The sequence below is a fragment of the Halopseudomonas sp. genome (genome assembly GCF_041579695.1).
Classification (GTDB): domain Bacteria; phylum Pseudomonadota; class Gammaproteobacteria; order Pseudomonadales; family Pseudomonadaceae; genus Halopseudomonas.
On sequence record NZ_JBFGFI010000042.1, the window covers coordinates 1 to 24,180 of the forward strand.

The window sequence follows — 24,180 nt, forward strand, 5'->3', positions numbered from 1 at the left end:
CTTTTACAGAGGATAGGTAAGGCTACTAGGAGGCAGAACAGCTTGGGGGCATCAAATGCTGTGAAGTTCTGAGGGGATGATTACCCGTTAGCCCCTAACCTAGCTGAGGGTCTCTAGATTTACGCCGGCTGTAATGGTTCCAAGCCCCGCAGCATGCTGCGGGGCGTTAAATCACTTGCCTTTCTTGTGCTTGTGTACGTCCAGATCTGGATGCTTGGGCTGATTTTCTGGTGTAACACGACGACGCTGGTCTTTTTTGCCAGTAGAGTCAGCTATAGGCTTTGGTCCTGGTTTTATGGTCATACGACTCGCTCCATAAGTTGATATGTACATGCCTTTGCAAACCATCGCCGTGCAGCTACCCGCTCAGAGCGGGCACGTGGCCATGAGTCCAGGTAACACTGTAGCTTGGTTTACCTGACCAACCTTGATTCTCTCTTACAATTCCCTGAGCGGGAAGATCCTTAGCCACCTTCTAGCCATTCCTATCTGTGACCGAAATCCTGCGAAGTTTTCCGGTCTGGCCACCCTCTGGAATCTCGGGGCAGCATGTAAGCCAAGTGGAGGTACCGGGAGCAAGCCCGTTAATCTGTACCTGACCCGTTGGTGCTGTCGACCAGTAGCGCTCAAGCAAGAAGGGAAATCTCTCTCGCCCGCTCTGCTCATTGGATACACCACAAACGTGCGCCGGGATTTGGTTAAATCTGAGAGACGGGACCTGTCACGAGGCCGCGTCAGACAACACCACCCCATTCAATAGCACGGAGCACTCGGGAAGCTTGACGACCTCCAAGCTCGGTTCTACAAAGAAAAAGAGGTGCTTCACCACCCAGGCTATCATTAGGGGTGATCATCCAGCCCCTGGCTGCGCTCCGAGCCTCAAAAACAATTTCTGAGAGCACCGCCAACTGAGCCAGTCGGTCAAATCGTTCAGAAGCTGGTGAACCGAGCAGTATCGCCTTTTTCAGTCGTCGCCGAAGCGTCTTCACAGACATACCTGCAAAGCTGGAAATCGCCGAATCATCTAGATTGAAAGCCGTTTTGGCGGCAAATAGCCAGGTAACGTCAAATCCTGATCGAATTCCCCGAATCCGCTCACGCTCGGTCATCAGAAATAGCTTTTTGGCAATAATCCAAAAGCCGTGGGCGTCCGCTCCCAAGCTTACAGGATGATCACCTAGATGGTCTTTCGAGCCTGGCATTTAGAGTCCCTCTAAGCAACAGTCTACCCGCATTAGAGGATAGCACCCCCCCAGCATGCACCGAACAGCTTGATATCCGGCAGAGCTTCCCGCGTAATCCGAATGTCCGCGCCAGCACCGGTATGCTGCGGAACGGCCCGGCGTGATTCATCAAGATTATGATTGAGCAACTGCTCGGCCTCGCCGTAATCGCTAGTCGACAGTACTGGAGGACTGGAAAAAAGCAGCCGTATGGAGTTCGGATGGAGACTCATGGTCCCGCTGAATTATTGTTGTTATAAATGCAGCTTAATCCGCATCAAAAGACATCGATGCAAGTCCCCGACCAACGGGTCAGACCTGATTCAAAATCTCTTCCAATCCAGCCCTGGCACACAGCTCATCCTGATCTTCGGACCCCCCTGAAACCCCAATACCTCCAACGCACTGGCCGTCAACCTTGATCGGCAGCCCGCCTCCAAATACCACTAGCCGTGGACGTTGCGGAAAGCCTAGACGCATAGCCGGATTAGCGTCCAGAATCTGTATCCATTCGCTGGTAGGAAAGCCAAAGCTGGCAGCGGTGTAGGCTTTGTCAGTGGCGATATCGGCTGAATGCAGGAAGGAGCCATTCATACGCGCAAAGGACAGTGGAATTCCAGCCTGATCAACCACTGACACATTGATCAGAATATTCAACTCCAGCGCCTTCCTAGTAGCCGCTTCTACGGCCTTCAACGCCAATTCCCAGCGCAGGCCCTGCGCCAGCACGGTAATGCTCATCAGTTGCCCCCGTTTAGTTCAGCTCATCCATCCGTAGCCTGACAGCGCGCGCTGGTTATCGTCCAGATCAAACCCGAACAGGCGCTCGGGTAATCGCAGACCGCCCAAACCGAATGCCGTGTGCAACAGGCAAAGAGACGCATCATCCAGGCTGCGCTGCCGATGCTCGGGGCTGGGGTGCGCCTGAAGCGCACTATCCGATAGAGCCTCATACCACCGCTGCTCATCTACCCATTGATTCATCAGGTTGCGCCAGTAAGGATCATGCGGGCTGCGGTAGCCATGCGGCTCAACACCAAGCGGTACGTGATCAAGACAGACTAGTAACACCTTAGATTCACGCCAGCCTTGCAGGGCCTGGCCCAGCTCGCGGCACTGCTCCATGTTCATGGCGACGCTCAGGCGCAGCTCGATATAATCGACTGGCGGTTGCTCGAACAACATCGACGCCAAAGCCACTACGCTCGTAGAAGTGTTTCCATGGCGGACCAGCGGATACCCAAGTTTGGACAGCCTTGCGCTCAACTGGCCCTTGAGAGGTCCGGCACTGGCCGGACCAAGTAAATGCGGCTGGCCTGAATCGGCGCTGGCGGTGATAAACACCACCGCGTCAATCCGATTCTTGGAGTCCACCAGTCGGCCAATGAGTGACAGCGAGCGTGGGGCATCAGCTAGACTATCGCGGCAGGATAGATACAACACCGGCAAGCGCTTGTGCGTTACCGGTTGCTGCAAGCCCACCCTGATCATCAGCGCCTGACCTTGCTGGCCGGTTCACCACCGATACCGAAGTGCGCTTTGGGCATTTCACTGATGATGACCCGGATACTCGGCAGCGGCGCATCCAGCGCACGAGCAATCGCATCGCTGACTTCGCGGATCAGCACTTCCTTCTGCTCGTCGGTACGCCCTTCAAGAATATGCAGCTGTGCAATTGGCATAATCAGTCTCCTCAGACAAAGCGGGCGGAAACACTGCCCAGCCCCTGATAACGTACGGTGATATTGTCCCCGGCTTGTACCGAGATCGCAGCGGTGATGCCTCCGGTCATGATGAAGGTGCCGGCTGGGATATGCTCGCCACGCTCGGCCAACAGATTGGCCAGCATGGCCACGCTGGAGGCTGGGTGGCCAAGTACTGCGGCACCGGCACCGACATCCACTACCTCACCATTCTTCTCGACTACTACGCCAAAGTTCTTCAGGTCGACGTCCTCAACACTGGCCACCTGACCGCCGGTGATAAAGCGTGTTGAAGACGCGTTGTCGGCCACCACGCTGATCAGATCGAACTTGAAGTTCTCGTAGCGCGAATCGATCACCTCGACCGTGGGTACTACATAATCGGTCGCCGCGAGCACATCACCGATATGGCAACCCGGCCCTTTCAGTAGGGCTTTGGTGACGAAGGAAATTTCCGCCTCGATCTTCGGATGAATCAACTCCGCAGTATTCACCACGCCGCCATCCGGCACGCTGAAATAATCAGCCAAAAAGCCGTATATTGGCGTTTCAACGCCCATCTGCGCCATCTTTGCCCAGGAGGTCAGGCCCATTTTCAGACCGACCACCTTGTTGCCGCGGGCTTCCTTGCGGCGACGGATTTCCCACTGAATATCGTAGGCGTCGGCAAAGGTCATGTCCGGGTAGTCATTGGTGATCTTGGTAATATCCTGGCGATTGAGCTCGGCGTTTTCCACATGCTCGGCCAGCGCCAATACCTGTTCACGTGTCAGGGTACGTTGTTGATCTTTCATGCTGAATGCTCCTTGCGGGCAGCCAGTAAGTCCAGCGCCACGTCTACGATCATGTCTTCCTGGCCACCGACCATGCGCCGCCTGCCCAGCTCGACGAGAATGTCTACGGCCTTGAGGCCATATTTTGCTGCGGCCACTTCGGAATGGCGCAAAAAGCTCGAATAGACCCCGGCATAACCTAGCGCCAAGGTTTCGCGGTCAACCCGCACCGGACGATCCTGCAATGGGCGGACGATATCGTCGGCAGCGTCCATCAGCGTGTACAGGTCGGTACCGTGCTCCCAACCCAGACGTTCGGCGGCGGCGATAAAGACTTCCAGCGGTGCATTGCCGGCACCAGCGCCCATGCCGGCAAGGCTGGCGTCGATCCGGTCACAGCCCTCTTCTACCGCAACAATGGAGTTGGCCACACCCAGGCTAAGGTTATGGTGGGCGTGCATGCCGGTGTGGGTCTCGGGCTTGAGCACATCTTTAAGTGCGCGGAAGCGCTCGCGTATATCCTGCATGCTCATCGCGCCGCCGGAGTCGACTACGTACAAGCAGGTAGCGCCGTAGTCTTCCATCATCTTCGCCTGTTGCGCCAGGCCCTGCGGGGTTTGCATATGGCTCATCATCAGAAAGCCGACAGTGTCCATGCCGAGTTTTCGGGCGTGCTCGATATGCTGTTTGGAGACATCGGCCTCGGTGCAATGAGTGGCCACCCGCACGATACGAGCGCCGGCGCTAAAGGCGTTATCCAAATCATGGGTGGTACCGATACCAGGCAGCAGCAGCGTGGCGATCTTGGCGTGGCTGATCACTTCGGCCACTGCTTCGATCCATTCCAAATCGGTATGTGCGCCAAAGCCGTAGTTGAAGCTGGAGCCCTGCAGGCCATCGCCGTGGGCGACTTCGATGGAGTCGACCTTGGCCTTGTCCAGCGCACGGGCGATGTCCTGCACGTTCTTGATCGAATACTGGTGGCGGATGGCATGGCTGCCGTCACGCAGCGTTACGTCGGAAATATAGAGTTTCTTACCGGGATTGAAGGTCATGACGGAGCTCCTTAAGCCTTGGCCTGGTTCATCGACTGCGCCATACGCTCGGCGGTAGCCAGCGCTGCGGAGGTCATGATGTCGAGATTACCGGCGTAGGCCGGCAGGTAATGGGCGGCGCCTTCGACTTCGAGGAAGATCGAGGTCTTCAGCCCACTCAGATGACCCAAGCCGGGGATGTTAAGCGGCCGGTCTTCGGGGATCACATCGAACTGGACTTTTTGCTTCAAGCGATAGCCCGGCACGTAGCTGTTCACCGCCTGAACCATTTCCTCTACCGAGGCCTCAACTGCGGCCTGGTCAGCCCGCTCGCTCAACACATACACAGTGTCACGCATGATCAGCGGCGGCTCGGCCGGGTTCATGATAATGATCGCCTTGCCGCGCTTGGCACCACCAACCACTTCAATGGCCTTGGAAGTGGTTTCGGTGAACTCGTCGATATTGGCGCGGGTACCCGGGCCAGCGGACTTGCTACTGATCGAGGCGACAATTTCGCCATAGTGCACCTTGGCTACGCGAGACACAGCGGCGACCATCGGAATCGTCGCCTGGCCGCCGCAGGTAACCATGTTGACGTTGGTTTCGTTGATGTTCTGTTCTAGGTTTACCACCGGCACACAATAAGGCCCGATGGCCGCCGGGGTCAGGTCGATGATCCGCAGGCCCGGCTTGTGGCCGCGCAGAAAAACCTCGTTGTGCATGTGCGCACCGGCTGAGGTGGCATCAAAGATAAAGTCGATATCGCTAAACTCCGGCATCTTGACCAAACCGTCCACGCCTTCAGCCGTCGTGGCCACGCCCATGCGTGCAGCGCGGGCCAGGCCGTCAGACTTCGGATCGATACCGACCATAGCGCCCATGGCGATATGCTTGCTGTTGCGCAAAATCTTGATCATCAGGTCGGTGCCGATATTGCCCGAACCGATGATCGCGGCTTTCAGTTTCTTGCTCATGATGTATTACCCTCTTGGGGAAATGCTGTCTGTGCTAACGACCCACAATGCAGGTCAAACGAATCTCACGCTGGCGCTGCCCATACCACCGATATCCACGCGCATAAAGTCACCGGCCTTGACCGGCTCCAGCGGTACCAGCGAACCAGAGAGAATGACCTCGCCGGCTTTAAGTGAAATACCAAACCTACCCAGGGTATTCGCCAGCCAGGCCACGCAATTGACAGGCGAACCGAGTGCTGCCGCGCCTGCGCCGGTGCTGAGCACCTGGCCGTTCTTCTCTACCACCATGCCGCAGGTTACGAGGTCGATCTTGCGAGGGGATACCGCCTGATCACCCAGCACAAAGAGACCGCAGGAGGCATTGTCGGAAACGGTATCCTCGATCGCGATCTTCCAGTCCTGAATGCGCGAATCGACGATCTCGAAACACGGCATCACACACTCGGTCGCGGCCAGCACGTCAGCGTTGGTAACGCCTGGACCGGTCAGATCTTTTTTCAGGATGAAAGCGATTTCACCCTCAGCGCGGGGCTGGATCAGCCGCTGACTGATTGGCACTGCTTCACCGCTGTTGTAGACCATGGCGTCGGTCAGAAAGCCGAAATCCGGCTGATGTACATTCAGCATGTTCTGCACTGCCTTGCTGGTGACGCCGATCTTCTTGCCGATGACCCGCTCACCGGCGTCAAGACGCCGCTGCAGCATGCGCAGGGAAATGTGGTAGGCGTCATCGATACTTATATCAAAGCCCCGACTGGTCAGCGGGCTAACCATCTCGCGCTTGAGCATGGCCTGATACAGCTCATCGCCGAGTTGTTCGATCTGTTGCTGTTCCATAGTTAGTGCGCTCCTGCAGCGGCGTCCGCTTCATTGAGGAAGTCATTGACCAGTCGAGCGAAACGACCGGCATGTTCAATCTGGGTCCAGTGTCCACACTGGCCGAACACATGCAGCTGTGCACGCTTGATCAAATTGACGAGATCGAGCGAGGTTTGCAGCGGAATCACCAGATCTTCACGGCCGTGGATGACCAACGTCTCGTGGTCCACAGCACGGATCGCCGCCGGATCACTGGCCAGACCATCCACCCAGCGCTGGCGTGGGGCCGGGAACATCTGCGCGAAAGATTCCTGAAAGCCAGGACGAATACTGGCCTGATAGCGCAGCTCGGCCAGTTCGTCGGTCACCAAATTGCGATCGTAGGCAAATACATCCATCAGCCGGCGCATGCTGGCGAAGGACGGCTCATAACCCCAGACCTCATCCAGACCCTTGGTAATGGGGAAGCTGACGCCGGCGCTGCCCATCAGCACCAGTCGCCGCACGCGCTGGGGGTATTTGATCGCCAGCGCTAGAGCGATGCCGCCACCAAAGGAGTTGCCGACCAGGTCGGCTTGCTCGATGCCCAATGCATCAAGCACACCGATGGCATGCTCAACCCAGCTATCACGGCAGTAATTGGGCGTCTCCGGGCGCTCGCTATAGCCGAACCCGAGCATGTCCGGGGCCACGACACGGTGCTGTTGTGCCAGCTCCGGCATGATCAGCCGCCAATTGGCCCAGGCCGTGACGCCGGGGCCAGAACCGTGAATCAACATGACCGGGAAACCCTTGCCGTTGTCGTGGACATTGGTGCGATAACCAGCGGCGAGAATTTCTCGGCCCAGTTCAGGGCTAGTCGGTTGGGTATTCAGTGGTGCGTTCATGGCCGCCTCATAGCTTGATGCAGATATTTTTCAGTTCGGTGTAAAACTCCAGCGAGTGCACACCCCCCTCGCGGCCGATGCCCGATTGCTTGCTGCCACCGAAGGAGGTACGCAGGTCCCGCAGGAACCAGCTGTTGACCCAGACAATGCCGGCCTCGACCTGTGCTGCTACGCGGTGCGCGCGGGTCACATTTTCGCTCCAGATTGCCGATGCCAGGCCAAAGGGCAAGCTGTTGGCCAGTTCGATGGCTTCAGCTTCGCTGTCGAACGGGCGGATATGGCAGCAGGGCCCGAAGATCTCTTCGGTCACCACCGGCGAATCATCCTTCAGGCCGGTCCAGATAGTCGGCTGCACCCAGGCACCGTGCGCCAGCTCAGCGGGCATATCCGGTACGCCGCCACCGGTAATCACCGTGGCACCCTCGTCACGGGCCTTCTGGTAGTAGGACAGCACCTTTTCGCGGTGCTTGAGACTGATCAGCGGGCCGAAATTACTGGTTTCATCGTCCGGTGGACCGATCACCAGACTTTCCGCACCGGCTTTTAAGCGGGAAACGAATTCGTCGAAGATCGACCGCTCGACATACACCCGCTCGGTGCCCAGACACACCTGACCGCAGTTGGCGAAGGCCGAGCGCAGGGTGCCTTCGATGGCCTTGTCCATATCGCAATCGGCAAAGACGATGCCGGCGTTCTTGCCACCCAGTTCCAGGGATACTTGACGCACGCCTTTGGCAGCCGCCTTCATGATGGTCTCACCGGTTCCGGTCTCACCGGTAAAGGTGAATGCATCCACATCCGGGTGTTCGGTGAGGAAGGCGCCAGCAGAGTTGCCACCGAAACCGTGCACCACGTTATAGACCCCGTCAGGGACACCAGCCGCTTTCATCACTTCGCCCAGCAGCGCCGTGGTAGTGGGGGTTTCTTCCGAGGGCTTGACCACCACAGTGTTACCGCACGCAAGGGCCGGGCCGACTTTCCAGGTCATCAGCAGCAGCGGCAAATTCCACGGACTGATTACCCCGATGACACCCTTGGGCCGCCGAATGCCGTAGTTCAATGCGCCTGTTCCATCCGGAGTGGGCATCTCGAAGGACTCGGTGGGCACGTTCTTGATCAAGTCAGCGAAGACCTTGAAATTGGCTGCGCCACGCGGAATGTCAATATGGCTGGCCAGTGACTTCGGCTTACCGGTGTCCTGGCATTCAGCGTCGAGAAACTCGTCAAAGCGTGCATTGATGCCGTCTGCGACCTTGTGCAGTATCGCGGTGCGCTGGTCTACCGTCATTTGGCCCCAAGGCCCCTTGAAGGCTGCGCGAGCGGCTGCCACAGCCGCGTTAACCTCATCGCGGCCCGCTTCATGCACGCGACTCAGTACGTGGCCATTGGCTGGATTAACGTTATCGAAGGTCTTACCGCTGGCCGAACCGACGTACTCGCCGTTGATAAAATGTTTTATATCTTTCATAGCTGCGCAATCCTGGTTACAAACAAAAAGATCAGGTAAGTACGGTCAGGAAACGTTCGTTAAGAACCCGGTCGTGATAGAAAATAGCTTTGCCTAGTTCGCCGGCATCCCAAGTCACAGGCTCATGATCCGGATAGTGGTAGTCGCCACCGGCGAACACTTCGTTGCGGTTACCGGACGGGTCAAAAAAGTAGATGGTCTGGCCATGAGTCAGGCCGTGGCGAGTTGGTCCGATATCGATTGAGGTATCGGTCATCGAGATCAGATCTGCCGCACGCAACACGTCGTTCCAGGTATCCAGGTAGAACGAGGCGTGATGAAACTTGTTCGGTTCTGGATGTTCGATAAAGGCCACGTCATGAGCCTTGGTACTCACGGAAAGAAACTGTGCTATGCGCGTCCCGTCCGGGGTCAACACCTGCTCGGCGAGATCAAAACCCAACACATCACGGAACAGCTCATAGGTTTGCAACAGATTCGGGCCATACAGTAGGCAATGATCAAAGCGGGTGGCTTTCATACCGCTCAGATCGCGTGGCCATGCTTCAGGATTACGATTGTTTACGCCCCATTTACCGGTCTGCTGCTTGGTTGCAAACAGCTCGAAGCTGTGCCCGGTGGGAGCTACAAAGCGTACCCGGCGGCCGCAGTCCTGCAGTTCTCCGGCGGGGATGTCCTGTACTTCGCAGCCAAAGGCGACCAGCCCGGCGCGCAGCGCATCCAACGCCTCTTCGCTGACACATTTGAAGCCCATAAAATCCATACCGGGCTCGTCTGCGGGACGCAACACAACCGAGTATTTGTCGACTTCAGTCCAGGCTTTCAAATAAACCCGGCCCTGCTGGTCACGATCCATTTCGATCAGACCCATCAGCTCCGTATAGTGTTTAACCGCAGCATCCATATCGAGTACGCGCAGCTGCACGTGACCGGGGCGCATTACACCTTTTTTCATGACCAGTACCTCATTGGATTTGTTGTTGTGTCACGACCGCCGCCTTGGGCGTACGGCATTCAATCGTCAGATCGCTGAGTGGGTAGAGGCGGCAGGCCAACACCTCACCGCAGGCCAAAGCTGATTCGGGAACATGCTTGCGGCTCATCGGCCCACACTGATACTCACCTTTAAGCACCCGAACCTTGCACAGACCGCAGCCACCTCCGCGACAACCTACTGGAACGCAGCGCAAGCTATGCTGCTCCATAGCCTTGAGCACACTTTGCTCAGGATTACAGTTGAAGCAAGTGCCGCTGGCCTGCTCGGTAATCTCGTAATTCACCGTCATATTATTTTTCTCGACTGATGTTTCTCGGCAGATATTTCTCGATCCGGGGACCCTGCGATCAGATTTTCTTGAACAGTGCCGACCGGGTGGTCTCCTCAGCGCCGTCGGCTGCCGTGAAGAAGCGCTCCATAAAAATATCGCGTTCGAACAAGCGACCCTGCATCAAAGCACTGATAGCTGAGTCAATCATCGGCGGCGGGCCACAGAGGTAAGCCTTGTTGCCAGCAAAGCGGCCGGCAAAATGTTCCTTCGCCGCTTCATGCACATAGCCGCGAAAACCGGCCCAATCAGCGTCATCGTCTGCCTGGCTCAGCGCCGGTACATAAGTGAAGTTGCTGTGCTTGGCGGCCAGCTGCTCGAATAGTTCACGGTTGTACAGTTCATCGCGATTACGCGCGCCCTGGAACAGGGTCATCTGACGGGTATCGCCGTGCTCAAGCAGGTCGAGAATCATCGCTTGCGGGCTCGACAGACCCGAGCCGCCGGCGATAAAGATCAGATCGCCAGGCTGCGAACGGCGCACAAAATATTGACCGTAGGGCCCAGAGAGGCCGAGCTGGTCACCCACCTCAAGCTGCTGGTGAACATGTGTGGTCGCAGCGCCGCCTTCGACCAAACGAATATGCAACTCAACCTCGTCAGCGCGGCTGGGCGGGTTGGCCAGCGAGAATGCGCGACTGCCCTCGATTCCCGGCAGTACCAGGTTGATGTACTGCCCGGCCTGAAAGGTCATCGGCCGGACGAGCTTCAGGTGCACCCCCTTGATGGTGGGCGACAACGTGACAATGCGGGTTACCGTGGCGACGTAATCCTCAACCGGGTAGCCTTCAAAATCGTCGTCCACATCAATATCGGCTTCAATCACTGCATCGCTCTGCAGCGTAGCGCAGCAGGCCAACACCTTACCCTCGTCACGCTCGCTATCCATCAGCGCAAAGGGTGAGGCTTCACCAATGTCCACATCGCCCTCGACCACCTGAATCTTGCAGGTAGCACAGGTGCCGTGGCCGCAGGCAAAGGGCAACCACACGCCCTGGCGCAGCGCCGCCTGCAAGATGGTCTGGCCTTCTTCGACGTCAATCTGCTCGCCGATCGGTTCGATAGTCAGTGAGTAACTCATAGATTCGACCTCAGCTGGCGCAACCGTTGATGCCGTTCAGACCCGGAGTGGTCAGCGTGAGCATGCTCTTGTGATCAATGCCCTGAGCCAACAGACCGGCAGCGACATCGGGGTTGAATGGCTGGTCGTTCAGCTGCCATTGCGCCTGGGCAAAGTCCACTTGGGCGCTGTCCGGATGCGCGACGATGGCGGGACGCAAAACACCGCTGAAAAAATCCCCCAGCGTCATGTCAGGCGCCACCAGAAAAGCGAAGGGTGAGCAGTACATCAAGTGTTTTTCCCAGTGCACATAGACCACCTGCATACCGTTGAAGTTGGCCACCGTGTCCTTCGGCTGGGTGATGTACTCGGATATGGCTTTGACGCTCATGATGCGTTCCTCTTCTTGTTCTAATTGATCCGACGAAGGTGCATACCCCCGCCGGATGGCAAAGTTCGCGTAGCTCAGGCCGCGTTCTTGGGCTTGGCAGCCTGTGGTTCGAGGGGCTTCTGACCCTTGATGGCCTGCCAGCGTTTGTGATCGGGTGAACCCAGGTACTCGAAATTGTCCTGGCCGGCACCAATGTGGTAGTACTTGGTCACCACCGTTTCGACATCCGCGCCTTCGCAGTTGCCCTGGTAGATCTGGTGCACTGGCAACCAGGCCTGAATGTATTTCTCCGGTTCGTATTGGAAGATGTCGCAACACCCATCCGAGCAGAAGTGGTAGCGCTCGCCCTCATGCTCCAGACTGCGGTGACTTAGCTTGGTCGGATCATCCGGCTCGGTGAACAGAGCTGGTACCTGGCACACTTGGCACAGTTGCGGCAGAGTGGTGTTGTAGAAACGCTCACCCTTTTCCTGCAACGCCTGCCAATGCTCGAAGCGCGGACGGTAGTATTGATCGAAGGTGTCCGGGTATTGCTCCGAGAGCCAGTTCATTTCCTCTTCACTAGGGATCCAGGTATGGAAGTTGGTAGCCTGGCTGTACTGGTAGAAGGTTGACCACAGCTGGTGGCTGATGTGATCCTTGCCCTTGTTCGCCTCATCCTGATATTTGGGCGGGCGAATACCGTAGCGCTCCAGATCCTTGAACAACGCGCTACCGTTCTGCTCGTAATACACCTCCCAGGCGTCCTTCCAGGACATCACCTTGTTCGGCAGCATGTAGTCCATCATCATGCTGACCAGGCTCAACAGCCGATAACCGCGCCAGAACCACTTGTCGATCCAGTGCTGGATGATCGGCACGTTGTCTTCATGCTGTTCGAGCATGAACTTGATCACCTCTAGACCCAGTGTCATGTGCCGGGCTTCATCGGATTGCGCGGAGAAGCCGAAGGTCACCGTGGCCATGTCGCCGTTATAGGCGGCGCCAGACATGAAGGGCACAAACAGCAGGTTGGTCAGGACATACTCGAAAGAAAACGAGATTGCCGTCAGAAATTCGAACGGGCCGGCACTGCGCGCATCATCAAAGAACGACTTGGGCACCGAAAGAAACCAGACGCGGTCATGCATGTGGGCAAAATCATGCAGGCCATTGAAGTGCTTGTTGTAATGGCTCATGGCATGAATCTGCGTCTGCACGTGACGCAACTCGTCAATCGCCTGCATCTGGCAAGCGGTCCGCGCTCCGGCGCCGCTGAACTGCCGGCCAACCTTCGCATAGCCTTGAAAGGCACCGTACTCGAGCGGTGAGACGCCGGTCAGAAACAACTTCAACGCATTGACGTAGCGCGCGTCAGAAATATTCTGGTGACCGTTGTTCTGGGCAAAGGCATCGAAGATCGCATACAGCTTCTTCTCCTTTTCGGCCTGGTATTTCCAGTAGGCATCCATGGTCAGCCGGAAGGGATCCTCCCACTTGTCCCAATCAGTAATCTTGATGCCTTCGAAATCTTCCTGCGGGAAAATGTCCTTTTTCGACTGGTAGCTGGGCTCCCAGGCCATGTCGCGGGTCAGGTACTGGTACTTGTCTTTGAGACTGAGTTTCTTCTTGTTGGTCGCCATGATCCGATCTCCTAATTTTTCCACTCGAGAATGAAATGATCTTCATCCTCATCCACGTTGCCGCCGATGCTGATCACATCCAGAAGCATCTCCTGAACGTCCCATTCCCGGCCGATCTTCTCTTCAACCGTGGCTCGGTTGATTACCAGGCGCTTTTCGGCCTGGATACGGATCATCGCGGGTTGGTGCTGCACTTCGGCGTGGGGGTTGTCCTGCGCAATGGCTTCCACGATGTAACGGGCGTTGTCGTTATCCTGAAAGACGATAAAAGCGAGCTGGCTCATGCCTGTACTCCCTGGCTGTTAAGGCCAAGCTTTTTCAGCCGCGTGGCGAATTGGGCGCGCACGGTATCCAGTGCCTCACGGCCCACGCTGGCGTCGGCCAGTGGAGCCAACGCTTCATAAGCACGTGGCTCCCACTGGGTCACCCACGCCTGCAGCTGGACCGCATTGGTTTCGCTCTCGGCCATCACGGTCTTGACCATGGCATCGACCCAGCGCACGGTCTCCTTGGACCAATCACGCATGAACTCGGTGAGCATCGACACATCGGCCGCACCCTGCTGGTCCAGCCATTGATCGAACTCCTGATACATCAAGGGGTAGAGCAGGCCATCAATGATCAAGTTCTGCGTCAGGCTCAATTCGAACCAGTCCTTGATCACCAGCGTGTCTTCGACCAACCGGCGCATGGGCTGCCACAGCGCATCATCCATCCAGTAGGTTTTCGAGCGGTCCAGCGCTTCGCCGGTACCGCCATCGATGATCAGCGCAATGCGCGACAGATACTGCCCTGCCCCCAGCCGATCCATGGCCTGATAAATATGCATCTGGGTCACAGTGCCGGCGATGCAATCGCCAGCAATACCACTGTTGTTCATGTTCGCGCCCAGCTCGACATGCCGCAGCGGCACCAGAAAACGCAAAAGGGTTTCTTGCAGGGCTACCGGCAGCCGAGTGATCAGGCCACGCTTTTCGCAGAAACTGTAGCTGTGCTCGGTGGCTTCCTGCATCTTGGCGCGGTTCTGAACATAGGCGCCGTAATAGAACTGACGGGGATCGGTTACGCTGTGCCAGTCCGCCATGCGGATACAGGTGCGGGTCGGATCATTGAGCATGTGCTCAGGATCCCACAGCGGTTTGTAATGGAAATTGGTCACCGCTTCGATGTCGAAACTGGCTTCCTGATAACGGCTTGCCGGCTTGTCGCCGAAGCGCCGCTTGATGTTGCTGTAGGTATTGCGAATCGGCTCGACCGAATTGGTCTTGATTTCAATGCTCATATCAACGCTACCGTATTGTTGTTGTAAGGGTGTGCGAACCAGTTGGATCAGCGGCTTCCGTGCTCACCAAAACGCCACTTGACCATCTCCTCATCCACTATCCGAGCCATCTCTTCGCTCATATGCTGCACATGGTTGTGCTGGCAAAAATGCTCGAACGCCGCACTGGGAAGGACCAACTCAACAAACAGATCGGGATAGCCGATGGCAAAGTCGAACTCGACCAGGCGGGCACCGGGCTCACTGCGCACGCGAACATATCGCGGCATCTGATCAAAGGTTTGTGCGGGTTGACTCATAGCGCTGTCACCTGTGCTTGTTGTTGTGTGGAAGCAATAGAGCAACGCTTGTGCCAAGAACCAGGACCCTGTCGAAATATCCATCCATGTCATTGTTAACAAAAGATTTTTCTTTTTATCCAGGTAAATCAACGCGTCTTCAACAAAAAACAAATCCGCTGAAAATCCGCTTTTTTTTATCATTTGATCAAATGCACGATGGCATGCACGCAAATGCTCAGCCCACGAGTGCGGCGCAGCACTTTTCATCATTTGGTTGATTTTTGGGTGAATGCGAGTAAAAGATAAAAAAATAAAACTGCCGACGCATGGCTCACCCATGAGATATTTAGAGCCGGCAACACCCCGCTAATAAAAATAGGCAGACGCCATGGCGATCAGCTACAAGCCCCATGTCCAGTACGCGGATTATGTAGACCTGAGCGAGCAGATCCGCTTCCAAAGCGCCGAGGGAAAGATCTGGTTCGGGGAGCAGCGCATGCTGTTGATGCAGGTCTCAGCCATGGCCAACTTCCGCCGCGAACTGGTCAACAGCCTGGGAATCGAGCGCGCCAAGGGATTCTTCATGCGCATGGGCTACCAGTCCGGGGTCAAGGACGCCGAGCTGGCCAGACACCTGCGTCCGCACTGCAGTGAGCTGGATATTTTTCTCGCCGGCCCGCAGCTGCATTCACTCAAGGGCATGGTCAAGGTACGACCAATTCAGATCGATCTGGACATGGAATCCGGCCATTTCTACGGTGAGCTGGAATGGATCGACTCCTTCGAAGTGGAAATCTGCCAGACCGAATTGGGCATGATGAATGAACCTGCATGCTGGTCCCTGCTCGGCTATGCGTGTGCCTATACTTCCTCGTTCATGGGCCAGGAAATCATTTTCCGCGAAACTCAGTGCCGGGGCCGCGGGGACGAGAAGTGCCTGATTGTCGGTAAGCCCGCAGAGGAGTGGGAAGATGCTGAGGCATTCCAACAGTACTTTCGCAGCGACCCGATCATAGAGGAACTTTACGATCTGCAGAGTCAATTGAGCTCATTGCGTACCAGCCTGGAAAAACAGCAGGGGCAGTACTACGGGATAGGCCAGTCACACGCCTATAAATCCGTGTGCCAGATGATCGACAAGGCCGCCAAGGGTAAGGTCTCGGTGCTATTGCTGGGCGAAACCGGTGTTGGCAAGGAGGTCATCGCCCGCAGCGTGCACCTGCGCAGCGAGCGAGCCGAACAACCCTTCGTAGCGGTCAATTGCGCGGCAATACCGCCTGATCTGATTGAGGCCGAACTGTTCGGTGTCGAAAAAGGCGCCTATACCGGCGCCAGTCAGTCACGCCACGGCCGCTTCGAAAGAGCCAATGGCGGCACCATTTTCCTTGACGAGGTGATCGAGCTGTCACCCCGCGCCCAGGCTACGCTGCTACGTGTGCTGCAGGAAGGCGAGCTGGAACGGGTGGGTGATGCGCGTACCCGATCGGTTGATGTGCGCGTGATTGCCGCAACCAACGAATCCCTGGCCGAGGCCGTAGAAAACGGCCGTTTCCGTGCTGACCTTTACTACCGCTTGAATGTGTTCCCGGTAAAGATTCCACCCCTGCGCGAGCGCCTTGAGGATCTACCGCTGCTGGCCGAGCATTTCCTGAACAAATTCCATGGTGAATATAACAAACGTACATTGGGAATTTCCGACAAGGCACTCGAGCTGTGTCTGCATTACCGCTGGCCGGGGAATATTCGCGAGCTGGAAAACGTCCTCGAACGCGGCGTGATACTGACCGACAATAATGAATCAATCAGCCAGGATTCACTGTTTGCGGTATTTCCCGACAACCCCGAGTGCAAACACGAAGAACGACTGAGCGCGACCGGGCAGCTGGTCGATGTGCAATCGACGTCTGCGGTGGATGGTGACTGGGCCAGTCGCATCATCGCCGAGGGCATCAGCCTTGAAGTGCTGGAGCAGCAACTGATGCATAAAGCCATGGACATGGCTCAACAGAATGTCTCCCAGGCCGCCAGGCTGCTCGGCCTGAGTCGCCCGGCGCTGGCCTATCGATTAAAGAAAATCGACGCTTCGCCCTTGCCCTAGCGCACTAGTGCATTTTTCATAGCGAATTTACAGCCCGCTTGAACTCCCTGACCGGCTATCCATTCCTCGCTGGTTTCTAAACGACTAGCGCCGCTTCTGTGCATTTGATCAAAAGAGAAAGCACACCTGCAGCTTTGATCAATTGGTAAAAACACCCGCAGACGATGCTCACTCCCAGCAACACGAAGAAGCCTCACCAATCATAAAAATTCATATATAACAACCACCTGCATCACGAATACGCCACCAAGAGCTGTGCTGGCATGGCCGTTGCTACAAGCTGTTTAGTCGCTTTGCTTATACAAAAACAAAACAGTGGTGACGTAACATGCTTGATGCCCTATGGCGCGCTGCGCGCCCGCCGTTCAATCGTTTTTCCCCCCCTCTCGCTCTGGCCAGCCTTGGCGCTCTATTGATCGGCTGCGAGGCCGCGCTTGATCTGGACGCAGTCGCTCGGCAGGCAGAGCAACCTAACCAGCGCACTGATTTCTACCAGGCCATGGCCAGCAACGCTGAGGTCACCCTGTTGGTAGGCAATCAGGGCGTCGTGGTCAGCAGCCTGGACAATGGCCAACAATGGCAGCGCCAGCAGTTGTCCACCGACATGAGTCTGATCGATCTGGATGTCTGCCCGGATGGCAGTTTTATTGCCTTGAGCTTCGATAACCAGATTTGGCACGCCGATGCCCAAGCGCAGAACTGGATCGCTCACGCATTACCCAGCAGTGAGCAGATGATGGCAGCTACCTGCGCGCCAGATGGCAGCTGGTGGGCCGCCGGTGCATTCAGCACATTGCAGAATAGCGCCGATCAAGGTCAGAGCTGGGGCGAGATCAGCTTCGACGAAGACGCCATTTTCACCACGCTGCAATTCGTCAGTGCCAAGCAGGCGATTGTCAGCGGCGAGTACGGCTTACGGTTCATTACCCAGGACGGGGGTCGCAGCTGGGAGCCCTCCGGCAGCCTGCCGGATGAGTTCTATCCCCACGCCAGCCACTACAGATCCCTGGACCAGGGGTGGGTGGGTGGACTGAACGGTTTCATCTGGCACACCCGCGATGCCGGGGAAACCTGGCAACGCCAGCCCACCGGTACGGAAGCGCCGGTTTTCGGTTTTATCGATGGACCACAAGATCTCTATGCGGTGGGCGAGAACGCCACCGTACTGCAACTGCACGGACAACGCTGGGCGTCCCTGCCCACCCCAGACCAGCCACTGTACCTGCGCGCCGGACGCTTGCTGCCCAACCAGCATCTGCTGGCCGCCGGCGGCCGTGGGCTACTGCTGAACATCCCACTCCCAAAGGCCCTGGCGGCCAGCACTGATTGAGGATACCGACATGCCTGGAATGCACCGTTTTACCCATGCCATGCACGGCCTCGAAGTGTGGATTTTCCACAATCCGCGCAAGGTACTGGTCGCCATTGCACTACTCACCCTGCTGTTTGCCCTGCGCATACCGGGGCTGAAGATCTATACCGATTTTGCCGACCTGCTGCCCCAGCAGCATCCCTACATCGAGCTGCACAACAGCATCAAGGACAGCTTTGGTGGCGCCAACGTGCTGGTGGTGGGTGTTGCCTTTGAGGAGGGCGACATCTTCAGCAACGACAACCTGGCCACCATCGACCGCATCACCCACGCGGTCGACAACCTGCCCGGCGTCAACCATAACCTGGTCACCAGCGTGACCCATCGCAACTCGCGCAAGATCTGGTTAACCGAGGTTGGTTCGATCAATTCCGAGCCCTATTTCGACGCCCAGCAGGATGGATACAGCGAAGAGCAATTGGCCAATATGCGCGCTGATGTGGCCGCCAATCCGCGGATCTATGGGCCGCTGGTATCACCCGACTTCAAGATGGCATTGATCAAGGCGCAGCTGATCGAAAGCCAGCTGGACTACGAAAACACCTTCGCGCAACTGCAACTACTGCGGGAAAAGGAAGCCCGCGACGGGATGACCATCTATGCCACCGGCCAACCGGTGCTGGTCGGCTGGGCCTATACCTATATGGACCAGATCCTGCAGATCTTCATCTTCACGGTGTTGATCATGCTGGCGCTCCTGATCTTCCATTTCCGCAAGGCCTATGGCGTCCTCATCCCGCTGGGCGGCGTGATGGTCTCGACGATCTGGGGGCTGGGCATCATCAGTCTGCTAGGCTTCAATCTCGATCCGCTGGGTCTGGTCATCCCCTTTCTGATTGCCGCCCGCGCCATGAGCCATGGCGTGCAGCTGGTCGAGCGCTATTACGCCGAGGTTCGCGTGCTGGGTAACGGCCAGCAGGCCGCCCGCGCAACTTTTGAGAGTCTGTTTCGTCCCGGATCCCTGGGCGTAGTATCCGACGCGGTCGGCCTGTCGTTGATCGCCATCGGCTCCATCGCGCTAAACACCAAACTGGGAATCTACGCCTCACTGTGGGCGTCGACCGTCATCCTCACAGTATTGATTGGCGTACCGCTGCTCCTGTCGATCCTGCCCACGCCAAAGAACCCTGAACTGCGCGAAACCGCCCTGCGCTATGTCGGCGGCGCTTGTGCGCGCACCCTGTCGCGTCCGGGCGCGGCGCCCATTGTGCTGGGCATCGCCGCGCTGGCGATTATTGCCGGACTGATCTCGGCCTCCAACGTGCGCATTGGTGACTCCGAGCCAGGCTCGCCAATCCTCTACCCCGAGCATGATTACAATATTTCCTCGAAGGAGGTGAACAACCGCTTCCCCGGATCGGAGGAGCTGTACATCATCGCCGAGCATGATGAAGTTGGCGGACTGAAGCGCCCGCAGGTGCTGCGTGCATTGGGTGATCTGCAGGCGCATATGCTTGGCGATCCCAGCGTAGGCGGCAGCAAGGGATTACCCGACCTGGTCAAACAGGTCAACCGGCTGATGCACAATGATGATCCGCGCTGGTTCCAGATCCCCCACGATGCCGATTATGTGGGCGGACTGATGTTCACCTACATGGCCTCCAGCCCCATCCCTGGGGCACTCAACGAGTTCAACGATACCGACGACCGCATCGCCAACCTGGTTTTTTACTACAAGGATCGCCAAGGCGAAACCATACGCCGGGCCATGCATATGGCGCAGCAGTGGATCGATGCCAACGAGAGCAAGGTTGAAGGTCTGACCATTCGACTGGCCGGCGGCACCATGGGTGTGGCGGCGGCCATGAACGAGTCAGCATTCCAGACTAATCTGATTGTGCTGCCCTTGGTCTTCCTGCTGATTTTCGCTTTCGTCATGTTGTTCTACACCTCATGGCATGCTGGACTAATGATGTTATTGGCGATGTTCTTCGCCACTGCGCTGACCTACGGCTACATGGGCATCAGCGGGCTGGGCATCGATATCAATACGGTGCCGGTGATTGCCGTTGGTATTGGTGTAGGCATCGATTATTCAATCTACATGATGGATCGCATCCGCGAAGAAATGGCCAAGACCGGTGATCTGCGCGACGCGGTACGGCGTTCCATCGCCACCACCGGCATGGCGATAAGTTTCACCGCGATCACCCTGATGGCCGGGATCATCATGTGGGTGCTCCTCTCTGACCTGCGCTTCCAGGCCGACGCGGCCATGTTGTTGTGCGTGATGATCGTCATCAATGGCATTGCCGCCATGCTGCTGGTCCCTGCATGGGTCCTGGTCATGCGCCCGCACTTCATTACCGATGTGTACGTGGATGACGACGGCGTGCTGCATGCCGACGATCAATCCGACCCCGCATTCCCGTCATCTGCCCAGCATGGGGCGGGGGATGGGCTAATACAGGGCGTCTCCTGACGACACCCCGTCAGCGCACCCTATTCACCCTGCAAGAGGAACTGCCATGCAAACAACAATAAAAGGCCTGAAGCACTGGAGCCTATCGCTGCTTGGAAGCGCCAGTCTGGTTCTGACGCCTCTCGCCAGCGCGATCGCTGATGAGGAGATCAGATACAGCGGGTATTATGAGAATGCCACCTTCGTTCGCGATAGCGTGGGACTGTCCAAATTCCGCAACACCTTTCAACTGAACGCCGAGCGCAAAGTCGGCGACTTCGGTCTGTTCAACAACGTCTCATGGAATGCCGTACTACGCGGTACTTACGACGGCGTCTACGATCTGAACAAGAACGAATATGGGCGCGATGCTGGTGGCCCGGTGATGATTGAGAACATCGGCGGTGGCAATAGCGTGCCCCATGGCGGCGGACTGAAGCTACCCAATACCTTCGATGTGGCCAACAATCCCAACGAAGGTATGGTCGTGCTGGGTGAGAACCTGCATGACACCGACGGTGGCGTAGCCTTCGGCGTGCCGGTACAGCCCTGTGACGTAGACAGCCGAGGCTGTATCGATGGCTACCTCGACAAGGACACGGATGATCTGCGCTACAGCGAATTCAATGATCGCCTGGACTTCATCCGCGAGCTGTACGTGGACTTCGACTACAGTCTGGACAACGGCCATATTCTCAGCACCCGCCTGGGCAAGCAGCAGGTCGTCTGGGGTCGCACCGATCTGTTCCGCGTGCTTGACGTGATCAACCCGGTGGATTTTTCGCGCAATAACATCTACGACGAACTGCAGGATATTCGCATCCCGATGTGGATCCTGAAGACGGACTACCGCATGGGCCCTGGCGAGATTTTCGACGACCTGAACCTGTCCTTCGTCTGGAATTTCGACCGTTTCCGCCCGCATGACATCGGCCAATGCGGCTCGCCCAACAACATCCTCGATGCGGCCTGCTTTTTTCGTGGCATGAACAACCTCTGGGAAAATGGCGGCACTGTCGCCAACTTCGCCGGCGGTGAGCTGGCGACTGATTTCGGCCCCGGCCAGATTGGTATCCGCAAAGCCCACATGCCCGCATGGAGTCTCTCCAATGGTCAATTTGGCATCAAGCTGGAAGGTGTCTATGGGGACATCGGTTTCTCACTGAACGCCCTGACCTACCGCTCGCAACTACCTTCACTGCGGGGAGGTATCGTCGCGCAGAACGGCTTTACCGGGGAAACGGCAGTTTGGCCGAGTCTGATTGCGTTCGACATCCATTTTCCGCGGGTCAATATGATTGGTGGTTCGCTGGATTATTACGCCCAGGGGCTCGATACCGTGTTCCGTATGGAAGTAGCGCACACCGAAGGGGAAGAGTTCGCCAATACCCTGCAGTCGCGCCTGTACTCCGAGTCCGATGTGACTCGCTTTGTGATCGGCGCGGATAAGAACATCTTTCTGCCCTTCCTCAACCGCAAGCGCGCATTCCTGTTCTCTGGCCAACTGTTCGGTCAGAAAATCCATGAACATCAGGTTGAAGACGGCCTGGTGGGCAAGGTAGGCATGCCCGATTGGGAGCACAACTTTATCGGTACTCTACTGGTCAAGGGCTGGTGGATGAATGACCGTTTAAGCCCTCAGCTCCTCGCAGCACATGATTTCAAGGCCGAAGCCACCGCCATTGCACCGAGTATCGAATGGCTAGTTAACGACCGCCTGAAGGTCATTGGCGGCGCCAACATCAAGGTAGGGCGCGGGGCACGCGAGTTCGACGACTGCCGCAGCTGTAACCCTTGGGACCCCTTCACCGCAGCCTTTCCCGGCCACCCTGAAGGCCAAAGCCTAGGGCTGGGCGGCTATGAACCGCTGGGACGCTTCCGTGCTGGCCCGATCGGCATGGCACAAAAAGAAGACGAACTGCAGCTGACCGTTCGTTACAGCTTCTGATTACGAGGAACAACAATGTACAAGACTCTCAAGCACTCAACCCACTCCGTCCTGACCGCAGGCATAGTCGCCGGTCTGTTCAGCGCCAGCGTACTGGCCAACGACGCCCTGATAGATAGCAGCTTCCATCCCTACAAGGATGAAGCGCCCTCTCATGAGGGCCTGCAAGCCGGCTTAGTCATCAACCAGGGTAACCTGGCCCAGTTCAAAGACATCATCGATCCGGCCTTTGCCAATTTTATCGAGCAGGGTTGGCTGGAGGTCACCGTCGGTGACACCACGTCCTTTGATCTGCATCCAGGCTATATCGAGGCCAGCCGCAATGGCCTGGGCCAGGTCTCTCTTGGCACCACGGCAGGCGAAATTAACGGTTGGGTTGCCGGCCGGCCATTTCTTGAAGAACCTGATGCCAGTGATCCCAGGGCCGGTGAAAAGCTTGCCTGGAACTACAAGTATGGCTACAACTGGGGTGACAGCGCGGCGATTGCGCCTTTCTACTGGAAGTACCGGGACATGAATTCGGGCAAGCTGGAGCGGACCATTAAGTTCAACTTCCACTTCCTGAACTTCACTGGCCGGGTCAACCACGAGCCAGTCCCGGCGGTAACGCCGAATCCCTCAGAGCTGTTTCGCGGTATCTACGTGCAGGTACTGGAGCCCTATGACGTGCGCAACACCCAGTTGCTGATTCACCGTGCCCAGGATGATCTCAAGCGTGACAATTCTTGGCTGTATCTAGGCTTTCAGCGCCGAGTGCGTCGTCTGGCCACCGGCCAGGTGACCGATGCCTTCCTTGGTTCCGATCTAATGATCGAGGACTTCGAAGGGTACAACGGCCGTATCTCTGACATGAACTGGAGTTACAAGGGCACCCGTCACATGCTAATGCCGTTTTATAACCACAATGACATGCAGTTGGATGCGGAAACCCACAGTGACAGCGATGGCTATCAAGTGGTGGCCTTTGGTGGTCAAGGTGGCTGTTTCCCGGACATTACCTGGCAGCTGCGCAAGGTCTATGAAGTGGAGGCATCTCCGGTTGACAGTAGCCATCCACTGTCCAAGCGTGTGCATTTCATCGATGCGCAAACCTTCACCATTCCCCGCACAGTTTCGTATGACCGAAGCGGCAATCTGTGGAAAACATTCACCATTGGCCAGGCGCACCCTGATCATCACCTGCCTGCCAACAAGGGGACAGGTGTGTCAATTGACGACAGCTTCAGCATGATTGACGTACAGGCGATGCATTGCACCACCGGTCAGTTCAAGGGTCAGGTCAATCCGAGTTTAAGCACGCCGGATATGTTCAGCGTTCAGCATATGCGTGCTACCGGCAACTGATTTTGTTTGTGAAGTAGGCTGCTCCGACTTTAAGCCCGCAATGCGGGCTTTTTTTTGGTTCATCACGAATTCCCCGGCAATGCGTGATGAACCATTTATTTACCTCGTAGCGGTGGTCCTCTTCTGACCGTTACCTGGCTGTCGGTACAGGCTGCAATCGGCCAGAAGC

Annotated in this window: 23 protein-coding genes; 5 read left to right on the plus strand and 18 right to left on the minus strand. The window is 56.8% G+C overall.

Features of this window, described 5'->3' with window-relative positions:
- Positions 1-734: 734 nt before the first annotated feature.
- The 18 genes from ABYA88_RS09735 to ABYA88_RS09820 all read right to left on the minus strand — a co-directional run bounded on the left by ABYA88_RS09735 (position 735) and on the right by ABYA88_RS09820 (position 14,866).
- Entirely contained in the window at positions 735-1,202 is a 468-nt protein-coding gene (locus ABYA88_RS09735; RefSeq protein ID WP_373186956.1) for an antitoxin Xre/MbcA/ParS toxin-binding domain-containing protein, read from the minus strand.
- Positions 1,203-1,535: 333 nt separating this feature from the next.
- On the minus strand, positions 1,536-1,964 hold the full coding sequence (locus tag ABYA88_RS09740) for a heme-binding protein (protein WP_373186958.1): 429 nt from the start codon (positions 1,962-1,964) through the stop codon (positions 1,536-1,538).
- 18 nt (positions 1,965-1,982) lie between these two features.
- Positions 1,983-2,714 (minus strand): hypothetical protein, encoded by a 732-nt coding sequence (locus ABYA88_RS09745; protein WP_373186959.1) that lies wholly within the window; start codon positions 2,712-2,714, stop codon positions 1,983-1,985.
- Entirely contained in the window at positions 2,714-2,905 is a 192-nt protein-coding gene (locus ABYA88_RS09750) for a 2-hydroxymuconate tautomerase (RefSeq protein WP_373186961.1), read from the minus strand. The genes ABYA88_RS09745 and ABYA88_RS09750 overlap by 1 nt, the downstream gene beginning before the upstream one ends.
- A gap of 11 nt (positions 2,906-2,916) precedes the next feature.
- The gene (dmpH, locus tag ABYA88_RS09755) at positions 2,917-3,720 is read right to left on the minus strand and encodes a 2-oxo-3-hexenedioate decarboxylase (RefSeq protein ID WP_373186962.1); all 804 of its coding nucleotides are present in this window, start codon (positions 3,718-3,720) and stop codon (positions 2,917-2,919) included.
- Complete coding sequence (gene dmpG, locus ABYA88_RS09760; protein WP_373186964.1) at positions 3,717-4,754, minus strand: 4-hydroxy-2-oxovalerate aldolase; 1,038 nt, start codon at positions 4,752-4,754, stop codon at positions 3,717-3,719. Before dmpG ends, dmpH begins: the two co-directional genes overlap by 4 nt.
- An 11-nt stretch (positions 4,755-4,765) precedes the next feature.
- Entirely contained in the window at positions 4,766-5,710 is a 945-nt protein-coding gene (locus tag ABYA88_RS09765; protein ID WP_373186965.1) for an acetaldehyde dehydrogenase (acetylating), read from the minus strand.
- A gap of 54 nt (positions 5,711-5,764) precedes the next feature.
- The gene (gene dmpE, locus ABYA88_RS09770) at positions 5,765-6,550 is read right to left on the minus strand and encodes a 2-oxopent-4-enoate hydratase (RefSeq protein WP_373186966.1); all 786 of its coding nucleotides are present in this window, start codon (positions 6,548-6,550) and stop codon (positions 5,765-5,767) included.
- 2 nt (positions 6,551-6,552) lie between these two features.
- Positions 6,553-7,419 carry an alpha/beta fold hydrolase gene (locus ABYA88_RS09775; protein ID WP_373186968.1) on the minus strand — a complete coding sequence of 289 codons (867 nt, stop codon included), beginning with the start codon at positions 7,417-7,419 and terminating at the stop codon, positions 6,553-6,555.
- Between the two features lie 7 nt (positions 7,420-7,426).
- Positions 7,427-8,887, minus strand: a complete 1,461-nt coding sequence (locus tag ABYA88_RS09780; protein WP_373186970.1) for a 2-hydroxymuconic semialdehyde dehydrogenase — start codon at positions 8,885-8,887, stop codon at positions 7,427-7,429.
- A gap of 31 nt (positions 8,888-8,918) precedes the next feature.
- Positions 8,919-9,842, minus strand: a complete 924-nt coding sequence (locus ABYA88_RS09785) for a catechol 2,3-dioxygenase (protein ID WP_373186971.1) — start codon at positions 9,840-9,842, stop codon at positions 8,919-8,921.
- 10 nt (positions 9,843-9,852) lie between these two features.
- Positions 9,853-10,173, minus strand: coding sequence for a 2Fe-2S iron-sulfur cluster-binding protein (locus ABYA88_RS09790; protein ID WP_373186972.1), 321 nt, complete (start codon positions 10,171-10,173; stop codon positions 9,853-9,855).
- 58 nt (positions 10,174-10,231) lie between these two features.
- Positions 10,232-11,293 (minus strand): NADH:ubiquinone reductase (Na(+)-transporting) subunit F, encoded by a 1,062-nt coding sequence (locus ABYA88_RS09795; protein ID WP_373186973.1) that lies wholly within the window; start codon positions 11,291-11,293, stop codon positions 10,232-10,234.
- A gap of 10 nt (positions 11,294-11,303) precedes the next feature.
- Complete coding sequence (locus ABYA88_RS09800; protein WP_373186974.1) at positions 11,304-11,663, minus strand: phenol hydroxylase subunit P4; 360 nt, start codon at positions 11,661-11,663, stop codon at positions 11,304-11,306.
- 74 nt (positions 11,664-11,737) lie between these two features.
- A complete protein-coding gene (locus ABYA88_RS09805) occupies positions 11,738-13,285 on the minus strand; it encodes an aromatic/alkene/methane monooxygenase hydroxylase/oxygenase subunit alpha (RefSeq protein ID WP_373186975.1) in 1,548 nt (515 codons plus the stop codon).
- 11 nt (positions 13,286-13,296) lie between these two features.
- Positions 13,297-13,569 carry an MmoB/DmpM family protein gene (locus ABYA88_RS09810; RefSeq protein WP_373186977.1) on the minus strand — a complete coding sequence of 91 codons (273 nt, stop codon included), beginning with the start codon at positions 13,567-13,569 and terminating at the stop codon, positions 13,297-13,299.
- Complete coding sequence (locus ABYA88_RS09815; protein WP_373186978.1) at positions 13,566-14,567, minus strand: aromatic/alkene monooxygenase hydroxylase subunit beta; 1,002 nt, start codon at positions 14,565-14,567, stop codon at positions 13,566-13,568. Before ABYA88_RS09815 ends, ABYA88_RS09810 begins: the two co-directional genes overlap by 4 nt.
- Before the next feature lie 47 nt (positions 14,568-14,614).
- Positions 14,615-14,866 carry a phenol hydroxylase subunit gene (locus ABYA88_RS09820; protein WP_373186985.1) on the minus strand — a complete coding sequence of 84 codons (252 nt, stop codon included), beginning with the start codon at positions 14,864-14,866 and terminating at the stop codon, positions 14,615-14,617.
- 370 nt (positions 14,867-15,236) lie between these two features.
- Here ABYA88_RS09820 and ABYA88_RS09825 point away from each other — a divergent pair, with 370 nt between their 5' ends.
- From ABYA88_RS09825 to ABYA88_RS09845, 5 genes are all read left to right on the plus strand, one after another.
- Positions 15,237-16,946, plus strand: a complete 1,710-nt coding sequence (locus tag ABYA88_RS09825) for a sigma 54-interacting transcriptional regulator (protein WP_373186980.1) — start codon at positions 15,237-15,239, stop codon at positions 16,944-16,946.
- A 328-nt stretch (positions 16,947-17,274) separates the two neighbouring features.
- Entirely contained in the window at positions 17,275-18,276 is a 1,002-nt protein-coding gene (locus ABYA88_RS09830; protein ID WP_373186981.1) for a YCF48-related protein, read from the plus strand.
- Positions 18,277-18,286: 10 nt separating this feature from the next.
- Complete coding sequence (locus tag ABYA88_RS09835; protein WP_373186982.1) at positions 18,287-20,740, plus strand: RND family transporter; 2,454 nt, start codon at positions 18,287-18,289, stop codon at positions 20,738-20,740.
- 46 nt (positions 20,741-20,786) lie between these two features.
- Complete coding sequence (locus ABYA88_RS09840) at positions 20,787-22,667, plus strand: DUF1302 family protein (protein WP_373186983.1); 1,881 nt, start codon at positions 20,787-20,789, stop codon at positions 22,665-22,667.
- A 15-nt stretch (positions 22,668-22,682) separates the two neighbouring features.
- Positions 22,683-24,011 (plus strand): DUF1329 domain-containing protein, encoded by a 1,329-nt coding sequence (locus tag ABYA88_RS09845; protein ID WP_373186984.1) that lies wholly within the window; start codon positions 22,683-22,685, stop codon positions 24,009-24,011.
- Positions 24,012-24,180: the final 169 nt, after the last annotated feature.

Bases quoted from the DNA above. Each gene is read 5' to 3' on its own strand.
- ABYA88_RS09735 (WP_373186956.1), bottom strand. From the start codon at position 1,202: ATGCCAGGCTCGAAAGACCATCTAGGTGATCATCCTGTAAGCTTGGGA.
- ABYA88_RS09740 (WP_373186958.1), bottom strand. From the start codon at position 1,964: ATGAGCATTACCGTGCTGGCGCAGGGCCTGCGCTGGGAATTGGCGTTG.
- ABYA88_RS09745 (WP_373186959.1), bottom strand. From the start codon at position 2,714: ATGATCAGGGTGGGCTTGCAGCAACCGGTAACGCACAAGCGCTTGCCG.
- ABYA88_RS09750 (WP_373186961.1), bottom strand. From the start codon at position 2,905: ATGCCAATTGCACAGCTGCATATTCTTGAAGGGCGTACCGACGAGCAG.
- dmpH (WP_373186962.1), bottom strand. From the start codon at position 3,720: ATGAAAGATCAACAACGTACCCTGACACGTGAACAGGTATTGGCGCTG.
- dmpG (WP_373186964.1), bottom strand. From the start codon at position 4,754: ATGACCTTCAATCCCGGTAAGAAACTCTATATTTCCGACGTAACGCTG.
- ABYA88_RS09765 (WP_373186965.1), bottom strand. From the start codon at position 5,710: ATGAGCAAGAAACTGAAAGCCGCGATCATCGGTTCGGGCAATATCGGC.
- dmpE (WP_373186966.1), bottom strand. From the start codon at position 6,550: ATGGAACAGCAACAGATCGAACAACTCGGCGATGAGCTGTATCAGGCC.
- ABYA88_RS09775 (WP_373186968.1), bottom strand. From the start codon at position 7,419: ATGAACGCACCACTGAATACCCAACCGACTAGCCCTGAACTGGGCCGA.
- ABYA88_RS09780 (WP_373186970.1), bottom strand. From the start codon at position 8,887: ATGAAAGATATAAAACATTTTATCAACGGCGAGTACGTCGGTTCGGCC.
- ABYA88_RS09785 (WP_373186971.1), bottom strand. From the start codon at position 9,842: ATGAAAAAAGGTGTAATGCGCCCCGGTCACGTGCAGCTGCGCGTACTC.
- ABYA88_RS09790 (WP_373186972.1), bottom strand. From the start codon at position 10,173: ATGACGGTGAATTACGAGATTACCGAGCAGGCCAGCGGCACTTGCTTC.
- ABYA88_RS09795 (WP_373186973.1), bottom strand. From the start codon at position 11,293: ATGAGTTACTCACTGACTATCGAACCGATCGGCGAGCAGATTGACGTC.
- ABYA88_RS09800 (WP_373186974.1), bottom strand. From the start codon at position 11,663: ATGAGCGTCAAAGCCATATCCGAGTACATCACCCAGCCGAAGGACACG.
- ABYA88_RS09805 (WP_373186975.1), bottom strand. From the start codon at position 13,285: ATGGCGACCAACAAGAAGAAACTCAGTCTCAAAGACAAGTACCAGTAC.
- ABYA88_RS09810 (WP_373186977.1), bottom strand. From the start codon at position 13,569: ATGAGCCAGCTCGCTTTTATCGTCTTTCAGGATAACGACAACGCCCGT.
- ABYA88_RS09815 (WP_373186978.1), bottom strand. From the start codon at position 14,567: ATGAGCATTGAAATCAAGACCAATTCGGTCGAGCCGATTCGCAATACC.
- ABYA88_RS09820 (WP_373186985.1), bottom strand. From the start codon at position 14,866: ATGAGTCAACCCGCACAAACCTTTGATCAGATGCCGCGATATGTTCGC.
- ABYA88_RS09825 (WP_373186980.1), top strand. From the start codon at position 15,237: ATGGCGATCAGCTACAAGCCCCATGTCCAGTACGCGGATTATGTAGAC.
- ABYA88_RS09830 (WP_373186981.1), top strand. From the start codon at position 17,275: ATGCTTGATGCCCTATGGCGCGCTGCGCGCCCGCCGTTCAATCGTTTT.
- ABYA88_RS09835 (WP_373186982.1), top strand. From the start codon at position 18,287: ATGCCTGGAATGCACCGTTTTACCCATGCCATGCACGGCCTCGAAGTG.
- ABYA88_RS09840 (WP_373186983.1), top strand. From the start codon at position 20,787: ATGCAAACAACAATAAAAGGCCTGAAGCACTGGAGCCTATCGCTGCTT.
- ABYA88_RS09845 (WP_373186984.1), top strand. From the start codon at position 22,683: ATGTACAAGACTCTCAAGCACTCAACCCACTCCGTCCTGACCGCAGGC.